Source organism: Inquilinus sp. 2KB_23 (genome assembly GCF_052115705.1).
In the GTDB taxonomy this organism is placed as follows: domain Bacteria; phylum Pseudomonadota; class Alphaproteobacteria; order DSM-16000; family Inquilinaceae; genus Inquilinus; species Inquilinus ginsengisoli_A.
Map to the genome: position 1 here is coordinate 117,278 of NZ_JBFRHF010000012.1, position 12,291 is coordinate 129,568.

Annotated in this window: 13 protein-coding genes; 3 read left to right on the forward strand and 10 right to left on the reverse strand. The window is 69.7% G+C overall.

Going from position 1 to position 12,291, the window contains the following annotated elements; all coding sequences use genetic code 11:
- Positions 1–15 precede the first annotated feature (15 nt).
- Entirely contained in the window at positions 16–990 is a 975-nt protein-coding gene (locus AB4112_RS17235; RefSeq protein WP_309791827.1) for a LysR substrate-binding domain-containing protein, read from the reverse strand.
- A gap of 135 nt (positions 991–1,125) precedes the next feature.
- On the opposite strand from AB4112_RS17235, the gene AB4112_RS17240 reads away from it, so the two are divergent.
- From AB4112_RS17240 to lepB, 3 genes are all read left to right on the forward strand, one after another.
- Positions 1,126–1,671, forward strand: coding sequence for a peroxiredoxin (locus AB4112_RS17240; RefSeq protein ID WP_441721352.1), 546 nt, complete (start codon positions 1,126–1,128; stop codon positions 1,669–1,671).
- Positions 1,672–1,751: 80 nt separating this feature from the next.
- Positions 1,752–2,285, forward strand: a complete 534-nt coding sequence (locus AB4112_RS17245) for a carboxymuconolactone decarboxylase family protein (RefSeq protein ID WP_309791826.1) — start codon at positions 1,752–1,754, stop codon at positions 2,283–2,285.
- Positions 2,286–2,439: 154 nt separating this feature from the next.
- A complete protein-coding gene (gene lepB / locus AB4112_RS17250) occupies positions 2,440–3,213 on the forward strand; it encodes a signal peptidase I (protein ID WP_309791824.1) in 774 nt (257 codons plus the stop codon).
- 66 nt (positions 3,214–3,279) lie between these two features.
- Here the strand turns inward: lepB and AB4112_RS17255 are convergent, their stop codons facing one another.
- From AB4112_RS17255 to AB4112_RS17295, 9 genes are all read right to left on the reverse strand, one after another.
- Positions 3,280–3,627 carry a RidA family protein gene (locus AB4112_RS17255; protein WP_309791823.1) on the reverse strand — a complete coding sequence of 116 codons (348 nt, stop codon included), beginning with the start codon at positions 3,625–3,627 and terminating at the stop codon, positions 3,280–3,282.
- Positions 3,628–3,656: 29 nt separating this feature from the next.
- Positions 3,657–4,628 (reverse strand): adenosine deaminase, encoded by a 972-nt coding sequence (locus AB4112_RS17260; protein ID WP_441721357.1) that lies wholly within the window; start codon positions 4,626–4,628, stop codon positions 3,657–3,659.
- Positions 4,629–4,656: 28 nt separating this feature from the next.
- A complete protein-coding gene (locus AB4112_RS17265) occupies positions 4,657–5,613 on the reverse strand; it encodes a DMT family transporter (RefSeq protein ID WP_309791821.1) in 957 nt (318 codons plus the stop codon).
- A gap of 4 nt (positions 5,614–5,617) precedes the next feature.
- A complete protein-coding gene (gene deoA, locus AB4112_RS17270; protein ID WP_309791820.1) occupies positions 5,618–6,943 on the reverse strand; it encodes a thymidine phosphorylase in 1,326 nt (441 codons plus the stop codon).
- Positions 6,944–7,098: 155 nt separating this feature from the next.
- Positions 7,099–7,515 (reverse strand): cytidine deaminase, encoded by a 417-nt coding sequence (locus AB4112_RS17275; RefSeq protein WP_309791819.1) that lies wholly within the window; start codon positions 7,513–7,515, stop codon positions 7,099–7,101.
- 4 nt (positions 7,516–7,519) lie between these two features.
- Positions 7,520–8,488 (reverse strand): ABC transporter permease, encoded by a 969-nt coding sequence (locus tag AB4112_RS17280; RefSeq protein WP_309791818.1) that lies wholly within the window; start codon positions 8,486–8,488, stop codon positions 7,520–7,522.
- Complete coding sequence (locus AB4112_RS17285) at positions 8,485–9,663, reverse strand: ABC transporter permease (RefSeq protein ID WP_309791817.1); 1,179 nt, start codon at positions 9,661–9,663, stop codon at positions 8,485–8,487. Before AB4112_RS17285 ends, AB4112_RS17280 begins: the two co-directional genes overlap by 4 nt.
- A complete protein-coding gene (locus tag AB4112_RS17290) occupies positions 9,660–11,243 on the reverse strand; it encodes an ABC transporter ATP-binding protein (protein WP_309791816.1) in 1,584 nt (527 codons plus the stop codon). The genes AB4112_RS17285 and AB4112_RS17290 overlap by 4 nt, the downstream gene beginning before the upstream one ends.
- 18 nt (positions 11,244–11,261) lie before the next feature.
- Complete coding sequence (locus tag AB4112_RS17295) at positions 11,262–12,257, reverse strand: BMP family lipoprotein (RefSeq protein WP_309791814.1); 996 nt, start codon at positions 12,255–12,257, stop codon at positions 11,262–11,264.
- Positions 12,258–12,291 lie beyond the last annotated feature (34 nt).

Genomic DNA, 12,291 nt, shown 5'->3' on the forward strand with positions numbered 1-12,291 from the left:
CGAACGGCAGCGGCCTCAGCCGGCCGCCGCCTTGCCGACCGCCAGTTCGGACAGATCCGGGGCATCCTCCCGCGCGATCGGCACGGCCCCTTCCGGCAGGTGCTGGCGCAGGAATTCGGCCAGCATCTCGATCTCGCCGCGCCGAGCGGCGCCGCGCCGCCAGACCAGGCCGATCCGCCGCGACGGCACCGGCGCGTCGAACGGCCGGACCGCGATGTCGCCGTCGGCCGTGGTCGGCGCAGTGCAGGCCAGCGCCGGCAGCAGCGTGATGCCGATCCGCCCGGCCACCATCTCGCGCAGGGTCGACAGGCTGGTGGCGCCGAAGGTGTCCGTCTCGGTTCGTGCTGCGCTGCGGCACACCTCCAGCGCCTGGTCGCGCAGGCAGTGTCCGTCCTCGAGCAGCAGCAGATGTTCGCCCGAGAGGTCGCCGGGCGTGACCCGGTTGGCCCGGGCCAGGCGGTGGCCGGTCGGCACCGCCAGCAGGAAGGGCTCGTCGAACACCGCCAGCGATTCCAGCTTGGGGTCGTCGGCCGGCAGGGCCAGCAGCGCCGCCTCCAGCTCGCCCCGGCGCAGCCTTTCGACCAGCCGGTCGGTCAGGTCCTCCCGCAGGTACAGCCGCAGGTCGGGATAGGTGCGGCGCAGCGCCTGCATCAGCCGCGGCAACAGGTAGGGGCCGAGCGTCGGGATGACGCCGAGCCGGAAATCCCCCGCCAGCGGCGCCGCCTGGTCGCGCGCGGCCAGCAGCAGGTCCTGGGTCTCGGCCAGGATGCGCCGGGCCCTGGCGACGATGGCCTCGCCCAGCGGGGTCAGGATGATGCGGCGCTTCGACCGTTCGAACAACGGCCCGCCCAGCATCTCCTCCAGCGCCTGGACCTGGGCGCTGAGCGAGGGCTGGCTGATATGGCAGGCCGTGGCGGCCCGGCCGAAATGGCGCGTGTCGGCGACGGCGACGACATAGCGGAGCTGCCTCAGGGTGATCGGCTGGTTCATAGGCTCAGCCTATCATAATTGTCAGAACAATCGATTTGATTGTCGGACTTAGGCTTGCTATCCCCTTGCTGCACTGCGGTAGCAACCCTGTTGCGCCGCACAAAAAATCCCACGAAGAACCCCACGGAGCTTCCCATGCCCATGCTCACCATTGGCGACACCTTCCCGGACTTCTCGCTCCAGGCCGTCGTCTCGACCAGCCCGAAGGACGCCTTCACGCAGATCGACCGCACGGCCAGCAAGGGCAAGTGGAAGATCGTGTTCTTCTGGCCGAAGGACTTCACCTTCGTCTGCCCGACCGAGATCGCGGCGTTCGGCAAGCTGGCCGGCGACTTCGCCGACCGCGACGCGCTGACCTACGGCGTGTCGACCGACAGCGAGTTCGTGCACCTGGCCTGGCGCCAGAACCACGCCGACCTGAAGGACCTGCCGATCCCGATGCTGGCCGACATCCGCAAGGATCTGAGCCGCGCCCTCGGCATCCTGGAGAAGAACGAGGAAGTGTGCCTGCGCGCCACCTTCATCGTCGACCCCGAGAACATCATCCGCTTCGTCTCGGTCAACGACATGTCGGTCGGCCGCAACCCGGCCGAGGTCCTGCGCGTGCTCGACGCGCTGCAGACCGACGAGCTGTGCCCCTGCAACTGGCAGAAGGGCGAGGAGACCCTCAAGGCCGCCTGATCCAGGCCCCTTGATCTTCTTCCCACGGCCGACCCGAAAGGGTCGGCCGCCTGTCTTTTCCCTGTCCGCCGGAGCACCCGATGTCGATTGACACGCTGAAGGCCGCCCTTCCCGACTACGCCAAGGACCTGAAGCTCAACCTGTCCTCGGTCCTGACCCCGCCCGGCGTGACCGCGCAGCAGATCTGGGGCACCGCGCTGGCCAGCGCCTTCGCCTCGCGCAACGTCACGGTGATCAAGGCGATCGCCGCCGAGGCGGCGCAGCATCTGTCGCCCGAGGCGCAGACCGCCGCGAAGACCGCCGCGGCGATCATGGGCATGAACAACATCTACTACCGCTTCACCCATCTGGTGTCCGAGAAGGATTACGCGACGCTGCCGGCGCGGCTGCGCATGAACGCGATCGCCAATCCCGGCATCGATCATGTCGATTTCGAGCTGTATTCGCTGGCGGTCTCGGCGATCAACGGCTGCGGCATGTGCATGGACAGCCATGAGCAGGTCGTGGCCAAGAAGGGCGTCGGCAAAGACGTGGTCCAGGCGATCATCCGCATCGCCTCGGTGGTCCACGCCGTGGCCGCCACGCTGGATGCCGAGGAGAAGCTGGCCGCCTGACGGCCCGGCTTTTCGGCACGGCACAAGGCCCGCCCCGGCGGGCCTTTTTGCTGTCCGGGCCTCGGCTGCGGCCAAAAGATCCTGTCCCATTCGTAACTTTACCGAAGCCGGGCGCGGCGCGAAGGTCGGGCGCTCGGCTTCGGAGGTGCGGGACATGGCGATCGACACGGCATCGCAGGACGGCGGATCGGCGCGGCGCTGGCTGCGCGGCATCGGTGAGCTGGCGGCGCTGCTGCTGCTCATCACCGCCGCCAAGACGGCGATCGCGGAGCCGTTCTACGTACCCTCCGGCTCGATGGAGCCGACCCTGCAGATCGGCGACGAGCTGATCGCCACGAAATATCCCTATGGCTACGGCACGGCGTCCCTGCCCTTCGGCCTGACCCTGGCCGGCGACGGCCGTATCTTCGGCCGGGTGCCGGCGCGCGGCGACGTCGTGGTGTTCCGCTGGCCCGGCGACCCCTCGCAGACCTGGGTCAAACGGGTGGTCGGCCTGCCCGGCGACCGCATCGCCATGCATTCCGGCCGCCTGTGGATCAATGGCGAGCCGGTCGGGCTGCGGCCGGACGGCGACGGCCGGGTCGAGCGCGAGAACGGCACCACCGGCCCCGCCGCCCGCTTCGTCGAGACCCTGCCGGGCGGGGTCAGCCACCCGATCCTCAAGCTGGCCGCACACGCGCCGCTGGACGAGATGCCGGAGGTCACGGTGCCGGTCGGCGACCTGTTCGTGATGGGCGACAACCGCGACGATTCCGCCGACAGCCGGCTGTCGGTCGCATCCGGCGGCGTCGGCTTCCTGCCGGTCGGCGACCTGGTCGGCAAGGCCGAGGCGGTGGTGGCGTCCTGGGACCTGGGCCGGCGGTCGCAGCCAGTCTGGACCTGGCCGTCCGGGCTGCGCCTCGACCGCTTCCTGTCGGCCATTGATTGACCGATCGATCGGTGAATTCAGCGGGTTGGGTTCCCTGTGGGAACCCAACCTCGCCTCAGAGCAAACTCAGATCGCCGCGGTGACCTGGATTTCGACCCGGTATTCCGGGCTGGCCAGCTTGCTTTCGACCGTGGCGCGGGCCGGGGTGTTGCCGGGCGACACCCACTTGTCCCAGGCCGCGTTCATCGCCGCGAAATCGGCGATGTCGGCCAGCCAGATGTTGGCGGTCAGCAGCTTGGTCTTGTCGGTGCCGGCCTCGGCCAGCAGCGCGTCGATCGTGGCCAGGATCTGGCGGGTCTGGTCGGTCACATCAGGGGTCGGCTTGTCGGCGACCTGGCCAGCGGTGAACACGCGGCCGTCATGGATGACGGCGGCGCTCATGCGCGGGCCGACGCCGATGCGCTTGATGGTCATGTCGGTTCTTCCTTCTTCCTCAGGGTTGATCAGGACTCCAGGCGGGCCAGCAGCCGCGCCCGGGTGGGTTCGTCGACGAAGGCGGCCTGCAGCGCGGTGCGGGTGACCTGCCGCAGCGCCGCGTCGTCGAGATCGAAATGCCGTTCCGCCACCGCATATTCATGGCCGATGGTGGTGGCGAAATAGGGCGGGTCGTCGCTGTTCAGCGTCACCTTCACCCCCGCCTCCATCAGCTTGCGCAAGGGGTGGGCGCGGTAGTCGGGATAGACCTTGGTGGCGATGTTGCTGGTGGGGCAGACCTCGAGCACGATACCGCGGTCGGCCAGTTCCGTCACCAGGGCGGGATCCTCGATCGAGCGCACGCCGTGGCCGATGCGGCCGACCGGCAGGCGCAGCGCCGCCCACACGCTTTCCGGCCCCGCCGCCTCGCCGGCGTGGACGTTGCAGGCCAGCCCGGCCTCGTCATGGGCGATGCGGTAGGTCTGGGCGAACAGCTGCGGCGGGAACCCGGCCTCGTCGCCGCCCATGCCGAAGCCGGTGACCAGCGGGTGCTGGTGCCGCACCGCGGCCTTGGCCACCTCGACCGCCCGCTCCGCCCCCAGATGGCGGACGCAGGTGACGATGATGCGGGATTCGATGCCGGTCTCGGCCCGCGCATCCTCGATGCCCTGGACGATGCCGTCGAGATGGCCCTGGTAGGACAGGCCGGCCGCCGCGGCATGGTCGGGCGACGACATCAGCTCGACATAGATCGCGCCTTCGGCGGCACAGGCCTTGAGGTATTCGTAGGTGACGTCGCGGTAGTCCTGCTCGGTCCGGATCACCGTGCTGGCGGCGTCATAGACCTTCAGGAAATGCAGGAAGGTGGTCCAGGCGAAGTCGCCCGCCGGCGTGAACAGATCCGCCGGCAGGGCCATGCCGTGCCGCGCCGCCAGGCGGCGGACCAGGTCCGGGCTGGCCGCCCCTTCCAGATGCAGGTGAAGCTCCGCCTTCGGCAGCATCGCCGTCTCCTTACTCACAATCCTGGGCTCATGACGCCGGCGCCCCGCTCTCGCCCGCCGGGTCGGCCGCGGCGCCGGCTGGCGAGGCCGGTGCCTTGTGCCGGGTCTCGCGGTGGACGATGTAGAGGCCGCTGGCGATGACGATGCCCGAGCCGACCCAGATCCACAGATCGGGCATGTCGCCCCAGATCAGGAAGCCCAAGCCCACGCCCCAGATCATGCCGGTGTATTCGAACGGCACCACGATCGACGGCGTGGCCACGCGATAGGCCTGCGCCATCATGATCGCGCCGATGCCGCCGAGCAGCCCGAGCACGGCCAGCAGGCCGGCATCCGCCCAGGTCGGCGTCACCCAGACGAAGGGCATCTGCACCCCGGCGACGGCGACGATGACGAGGGTGGCGTAGAAGATCAGCGAGGCGTTGCTCTCGGTCCGGCTGTAGAGGCGCACCAGCACCATCGACAGGGCGTAGGCCGCGGTGGCGAGCAACGCGATGGCGCCGCCGCCGCCGAAGGTTCCGCCGCCGCCCGGTCGGATCATGATCAGCACCCCGGCGAAGCCGACCAGCACCGCCAGCCAGCGCCGCGTCCCGACCTTCTCGCCCAGGATCGGCACCGACATCGCGGTGATGAACATCGGCGCGGCGAAGCCGATGGCGTAGGCGTCGGCCAGCGGCATCACCGCGAAGGCCCAGAAGAAGCCGAAGGTGCCGATGACGCCGACCAGGCCGCGCAGCAGATGGGCCCCGACCCGCTGGGTGCGCAGCGCCTGCAGCCCCGGCGGGCGCAGCAGCATGACCAGGGTCGGCACCAGCCCGATCGAGGCCCGGAAGAACACGATCTGGGCGATCGGATAATCCGCCGACAGCCATTTGATCATCGCGTCCATGATGCACAGGATGAACACGCCGCCGGCATAGAGGGCGATGCCCTGCGCCGCTGACTGCCGGGCGACCGGCTGGCGTGTCGGGGCCTGTGCGTTCATGGCTTCAGGCGATCCGTTCGGCGACCAGCGGCGGCTGCGCCGGCGCAATCTCGGCCACCGCCATGGCGGCGCGGATCGCCGCCTCGGCCCGGGCCGCCGACGCCTCGTCCCGCGCATGCAGCAGGGCCAGTGGCCGGCCGCCCGGCCCCACCGCCTCGCCGATCGCGGCGATCCCGGTCAGGCCGACGGCGTGATCGACGCCGTCCTCCGGCCGGGTGCGGCCGCCGCCCAGCGCCACGATGGCGACGCCGATGGCGCGGGCGTCGACCGCGGCGACCACGCCCGCGCGGTCCGCCAGGATCGGCCGGACCAGCGGCGCCGCGGGCAAATGGCGGTCGGCCCGCTCCAGGATGTCGACCGGGCCGCCCAGCGCCGCGACCATGCAGGCGAAGCGCTCCGCCGCAGCACCACTGGCCAGGGCATGCTCGACCTTGACCCGCGCCGCCGCAGTGTCGGCAGCCAGCCCGCCGATCACCAGCAGCTCGGCGGTCAGCTGCGCCGTGACCTCCCACAGCCGCTCGTCGCGGGGCCCGCCGGTCAGCAGCTCGATCGATTCCCGGACCTCGACCGCATTGCCGGCGGTGCGGCCCAGCGGCTGGTTCATGTCGGTCAGCAGCGCCGTGGTCGGCAGCCCGCCGCCGGTGGCGACGTCGACGATCGACCGGGCCAGGGCGCGGGCGTCATCGATGTCGCTCATGAAGGCGCCGGTGCCGAACTTGACGTCCATCACCAGCCCGTCCAGCCCGGCGGCCATCTTCTTCGACAGGATCGAGGCGGTGATCAGGTCGATCGATTCGACCGTGCCGGTGACGTCGCGGATGGCGTAGATGCGGCGGTCGGCCGGGGCGATGTCGCGGGTGGCGCCGACCACGGCGCAGCCCGCCGACCGCACCACCCGCTCCAGCTGCTCGGTCTCGGGCTGGCTGATATAGCCCGGGATCGCATCCATCTTGTCGAGCGTGCCGCCGGTGTGGCCCAGGCCGCGGCCGGAGATCATCGGCACGAAGCCGCCGCAGGCGGCGACGATCGGGGCCAGGATCAGGCTGGTCTTGTCGCCGATGCCGCCGGTCGAATGCTTGTCCAGCACCGGGCCGGGCAGGTTGGCGCCGGACCAGTCCAGCACCCGGCCGGACTGGGCCATGGCGCGGGTGAAGGCCACCCGTTCCGGCATGGTCATGCCGCGGAAGAACACGGCCATGGCGAAGGCGGCGATCTGGGCGTCGGTGACGCTGGCATCGACCGCGCCGCGCACCATCGCCTCGATCTCGGCGGCGTCCAGCTCGGCCCCGTCGCGCTTGCGGCGGATGATCTCCTGCGGCAGCAGCGCCATGTCAGCGGCACCCCGTCGACGGGGCCGCGGCAGGCCGGCGCAGGCGCCCGGCAAGGATCTGGGACATGGCGACACCCCTCGGGCGAATCCGCTTGGACGCGGTTGGTTTCTTACTAGGACGGGAACGGCGGGGACGCCAGCGCGCTTCTGAAACGTCAGTCCTGCAGGTTCTCCGGCCCGAAGGAATGCGGCAGCAGGGCGTCCAGGGTGGTGGTCAGGCGCAGGCCTTCCGGGCCGCAGACATGCACCGGCGTGTCGCCGCGGGCGAATTCGCGGATGCGCTGGCGGCAGCCGCCGCAGGGGGTGCACAGCAGCGTGTCGCCGGCCTCGCCGCCGATCACCACGATCTCGGCGATCGCCCGGTCGCCGGCCGCGACCATCACGCCGATCGCCGTCGCCTCGGCGCATTGGCTCTGCGGATAGGCGGCGTTCTCGACATTGCAGCCGGCATGGATGCGGCCGTCCGGGGTGCGGATCGCGGCACCGACCGGGAAGTGCGAATAGGGCACATGGGCATGCGCCCGCGCGGCGGTCGCCGCCTGGAACAGGGCCTCGAAGCCGGGATCGGACATGGGCTCAGCGTTCCTTGACATAGGGCACGCCGCTGGCCTTCGGCGCCGTCGCCCGGCCGATGAAGCCGGCGAGCAGGACGACCGTCAGGACATAGGGCAGCGCCTGGATGAGCTGGACCGGGACCTCGCCGAAGCCGGGGATGATGGTGCCCTGCAGCCGCGCCTCCAGCGCGTCGAGCAGGCCGAACAGCAGGCAGGTCAGCATCACCGGCCAGGGCTTCCACTTCGCGAAGATCAACGCGGCCAAGGCGAGATAGCCCTTGCCCGCCGTCATGTCGCGGCCGAAGGAGGCGTTCTGCGCCACCGACAGGTAGGTCCCGGCCATGCCGCAGAGCACGCCGGTCAGGATCATCGCCTGGTAGCGCAGCCGCGCCACCGAAATGCCGGCGGTGTCGACCGCGGCCGGGCTTTCGCCCACCGCGCGCAGCCGCAGGCCGAAGCGGGTGCGATAGACCACCCAGGCGGTCAGCGGCACCGCCAGGAAGGCGATATAGACCAGGATCGAATGGCCGGAGATCAGGTCCGACCAGATCGGCCCGACCACCGGCACGTCGCGCAGGGCGTCGGCGAATGGCAGGGTGATCTGCTGGAACCGGGCATCGCCCTCCAGCGGCGGGGTTTGGCCGCCCCGCTGGTACCAGGCGATGCCGAGCGTGACCGTCAGGCCCGAAGTCAGGATGTTGATGGCGAGGCCGGAGACCACCTGGTTGCCGCGATGGGTGATCGAGGCGTAGCCGTGCAGCAGGGCGAGCACGACCGAGACGACGACGCCCATGCCCAGCCCGGCCCAGGCCGAGCCGGAATAGGCGGCCATCGCCGCCGAGGCGAAGGCGGCGGCCAGCATCTTGCCTTCCAGCCCGATATCGACCAGCCCGGCCCGTTCGGCGAACAGCCCGGCCAGCGCGGCCAGCACCAGCGGCGTCGAGGTCCGGAGGGTGGCATCGAGCAGGGCGATGACGTCGAGCAGGGTCATCCGGCGCTTCCCCCTGCCGGCTGCAGCGCCGGCGTGCGCCGCCGGAACAGTGCCTCGATCTTCGGCCGGAACAGGTTCTCCAGCGCGCCGGCGAACAGGATCACCAGGCCCTGGATCACCACCACCATGTCACGGGTGATCTCCGGCATGTCGAAGTTCAGCTCGGCGCCGCCCTGGTACAGCGCGCCGAACAGCAGCGAGGCGAAGATGATGCCGAAGGGATGGTTGCGCCCCATCAGCGACACCGCGATGCCGACGAAGCCGGCCCCGGCGACGAAGTTCAGCAGGATGCGGCGCTGCACCCCCATGATCTCGTTCAGGGCGATGAAGCCGGACAGGGCGCCGGAGATGCACATCGCCAGGATGATCACGCCGGCGACCGAGATGCCGCCATAGACCGCCGCGCGGGGGTTCAGCCCCACCGTCCGCAGCGCATAGCCCCAGCGGGTGCGCCAGATGAAGATCCAGACGAACACGCAGCAGGCCAGCGACCACAGGAAAGAGAGGTTCAGCGGCAGGCGCCGCAGCTTCACCCCGAACCAGGCCATCACCTCGGTGATGGTCGGCAGCGTCGTGTTGGCGGCGAAGGCCCGGCTTTCCGGCGATTGCTGGCCCGGCGCGATCAGCACATGCACCAGCAGATAGACCATCAGCGACGCGGCGATGAAGTTGAACATGATCGTCGTGATGACGATGTGGCTGCCCCGCTTGGCCTGCAGATAGGCCGGAATGAAGGCCCAGGCGGCGCCGAACAGTGCGGCCGCGATGATCGCCAGCGGCAGCACCAGGACGAAAGGCAGGAAATCGAGGTACAGGCAGACCAGGCCGGCCCCGAGCCCGGCGATATAGGCCTGGCCCTCGACCCCGATGTTGAACAGCCCGGCATGGAAGGCCACGGCCACGGCCAGCCCGGCGAAGATGAAGTTGGTGGTGTAGTAGAGCGTGTAGCTCCAGTTCGGGAAGTTGCCGAAGGCGCCCTTCAGCAGCAGCCCGGCCGCCCGCACCGGGGTGTAGAGAAACTCCGCCCCGCTCAGCGTCCCGGCGGAATACTGGCCCCAGTAGATCAGCAGCACCACCAGCCCGGCGGCGATGAAGGCCAGCACCAGGTTGACCGCCGGGATCAGGCCGATCGACACCCAGCGCGGCACATCGGCCGGGCGACCGAGCACGCTCATTCCGCCGCCTCTTGCTGGACCCCGGCCATCATCAGGCCAAGGGATTGTTCGGAGGCGCCTTCGGCCGCGACCTCGCCGACGATCATGCCGTCGAACATCACCAGGATGCGGTCGGCCAGCGAGCGGATCTCGTCGAGCTCGACCGACACCAGCAGGATCGCCTTGCCGCTGTCGCGCAGCGCCACCAGGCGGCGGTGGATCGCCTCGATCGCGCCGATATCGACGCCGCGGGTCGGCTGGCCGACCAGCAGCACCTTGGGGTCGCGCTCGACCTCGCGGCCGACGATGATCTTCTGCTGGTTGCCGCCGGAGAAGTTGGCGGCCTTGAGATGCGGGTTCGGCGGCCGGACGTCGTAGTCCCGCATCAGCTGGCCGCAATTCTCGACCACCTTGCGGCCGTCGGTCAGGACCGCGCCGTTGAAGGCCGGGTCGTCGTGATGGCCGAGGATCGAGCATTCCGCCGCGCTGAAGGCGGTGACCAGCCCGTCGCGGTGCCGATCCTCCGGCACATGGCCGACGCCGAGGGACCGCAGGGTCCGGGCATCGACCCGGGGCAGACTGGAGAGCGCCTTGCCGCCGACCACGATGTCGCCCTTGGCCGGCTTGACCATGCCGGCGATCGCGGCCAGCAGCTCCGACTGGCCGTTGCCGGACACGCCGGCGATGCCGACGATCTCGCCGGCGCGCAGGGTCAGCGACACGTCCTTGACCCGCCGCACGCCCTGGCCGTCGACCACGTCGAGGTCGCGCACCTCCAGCAGGGTCTCGCCCGGCCGGGCCGGGGTCTTGTCGACGCGCAGCAGCACCTTGCGGCCGACCATCATCTCGGCCAGCTGCTCGCGGCTGGTCTCCCTGGTGGCGACGTTGGCGACGACGCGGCCCTGCCGCATCACCGTCACCGCATCGGTGATCGCCATGATCTCGCGCAGCTTGTGGGTGATCAGGATCACCGTCTTGCCCTGCGCCCGCAGCGCCGCGAGGATGCGGAACAGGTGGTCGGCCTCCTGCGGCGTCAGCACGCCGGTCGGCTCGTCCAGGATCAGGGTGTCGGCGCCGCGGTACAGCGCCTTCAGGATCTCGACCCGCTGCTGCAGCCCGACCGGCAGGTCGCCGACCACGGCGTCGACCGGCACTTCGAGCGTGTATTCGCGCTCCAGCCGCTGCAGCTCGGCCCGGGCCTTGGCCTTGCCGCCTGCCAAAAGGGCGCCGCCCTCGGCGCCCAGGATCACGTTCTCCAGCACGGTGAAGGGTTCGACCAGCATGAAGTGCTGGTGGACCATGCCGATGCCGGCGGCGATGGCGTCGCTGGACGAGGTGATCCGCTTCACCGCGCCGTTGACCAGGATCTCGCCGCTGTCGGCCTCGTAGAAGCCGTAGAGGATCGACATCAGCGTCGACTTGCCGGCGCCGTTCTCGCCGATGATGCCGTGGATCGTGCCGGGCGCGATGGTCAGCGACACGTCCTGGTTGGCCTTGACCGGGCCGAAGCTCTTGCTGATGCCGCGCAACTCGATGGCCGGCGGGGCCCCGTTGGGGGCTCCGCCTACCGTCGCGGCGCGGGTCACGCCATCATTGCTCATCGCGGTCGGATACCGCCGTCACATCGGGCAGGAGTTGTCGGTGCGGTAGTCGACGACCTTGATCGAGCCGTCGATGATGCCCTTCGACACCGTGTCGACCTTGGCCTTCATCTCCGGCGTGATCAGCTTGGCGTTGTTCTCGTCGGCGGCCCAGCCCACGCCGTCCTCCTTGAGGCCGAGCACGTTGACGCCGGGCTTGAACTTGCCGTCCTGGGCCGTCTTGAAGACGTTGTAGGCGGCGACGTCGACCCGCTTGACCATCGAGGTCAGGACCGAGCCGGGATGCAGCATGTTCTGGTTGCTGTCGACGCCGATCGACAGCTTCTTGGCGTCGGCCGCGGCCTGCAGCACGCCCAGGCCGGTGGCGCCCGCGGCGGCGTAGACCACGTCGGCGCCGCGATCGAACTGGCTGCGCGCCAGCTCGCCGCCCTTGGTCGGGTCGTTCCAGGCGGCCGGCGTGGTGCCGGTCATGTTCTGCAGCACGGTGATCTTCGGGTTGATGTAATGCGCACCCTGGACATAGCCGCAGCCGAAGGCGCGGATCAGCGGGATGTCCATGCCGCCGACGAAGCCGACCGAGCCGGTCTTCGACGCCATGGCGGCGAGCACGCCGACCAGGAACGAGCCCTCCTGCTCCTTGAACACGATCGACTGCACGTTCGGCTTCTCGACCACCGCGTCGATGATCGCGAACTTCACGTCGGGGAATTCGTCGGCCACGATCTCCAGCGCCGGGGCCTGGGCGAAGCCGACGGCGATCACGACATTGGCGCCGTTCTCGGCCATGCGGCGCAGCGCCTGCTCGCGCTGGGATTCGTTGGTCACCTCGAACTCGGCGATCTTGACGCCGGATTCGTCGGACCACTTCTTCGAGCCGTTGTAGATGCCTTCGTTGAAGGAGCGGTCGAACTTGCCGCCCATGTCGAAGACCACCGCCGGCTTCACCTCGTCGGCGAAGGCGGCACCGGCGACCAGCGCCGTGGAGAGGGCGAGGGCGGAAAGAAGGTTTTTCATTGTTGAACGACGCTCCCTGTCAAACCAAGTGTCA

Excerpts from the sequence above, each read along its gene's own strand:
- deoA (WP_309791820.1), bottom strand. The coding sequence starts at position 6,943 with ATGGCGCTGCTGCCGCAGGAGATCATCCGCCGCAAGCGCGACGGGGCC.
- AB4112_RS17275 (WP_309791819.1), bottom strand. The coding sequence starts at position 7,515 with ATGTCCGATCCCGGCTTCGAGGCCCTGTTCCAGGCGGCGACCGCCGCG.
- AB4112_RS17280 (WP_309791818.1), bottom strand. The coding sequence starts at position 8,488 with ATGACCCTGCTCGACGTCATCGCCCTGCTCGATGCCACCCTCCGGACC.
- AB4112_RS17285 (WP_309791817.1), bottom strand. The coding sequence starts at position 9,663 with ATGAGCGTGCTCGGTCGCCCGGCCGATGTGCCGCGCTGGGTGTCGATC.
- AB4112_RS17265 (WP_309791821.1), bottom strand. The coding sequence starts at position 5,613 with ATGAACGCACAGGCCCCGACACGCCAGCCGGTCGCCCGGCAGTCAGCG.
- AB4112_RS17290 (WP_309791816.1), bottom strand. The coding sequence starts at position 11,243 with ATGAGCAATGATGGCGTGACCCGCGCCGCGACGGTAGGCGGAGCCCCC.
- AB4112_RS17255 (WP_309791823.1), bottom strand. The coding sequence starts at position 3,627 with ATGACCATCAAGCGCATCGGCGTCGGCCCGCGCATGAGCGCCGCCGTC.
- AB4112_RS17260 (WP_441721357.1), bottom strand. The coding sequence starts at position 4,628 with ATGCTGCCGAAGGCGGAGCTTCACCTGCATCTGGAAGGGGCGGCCAGC.
- AB4112_RS17240 (WP_441721352.1), top strand. The coding sequence starts at position 1,126 with ATGCCCATGCTCACCATTGGCGACACCTTCCCGGACTTCTCGCTCCAG.
- AB4112_RS17295 (WP_309791814.1), bottom strand. The coding sequence starts at position 12,257 with ATGAAAAACCTTCTTTCCGCCCTCGCCCTCTCCACGGCGCTGGTCGCC.
- lepB (WP_309791824.1), top strand. The coding sequence starts at position 2,440 with ATGGCGATCGACACGGCATCGCAGGACGGCGGATCGGCGCGGCGCTGG.
- AB4112_RS17235 (WP_309791827.1), bottom strand. The coding sequence starts at position 990 with ATGAACCAGCCGATCACCCTGAGGCAGCTCCGCTATGTCGTCGCCGTC.
- AB4112_RS17245 (WP_309791826.1), top strand. The coding sequence starts at position 1,752 with ATGTCGATTGACACGCTGAAGGCCGCCCTTCCCGACTACGCCAAGGAC.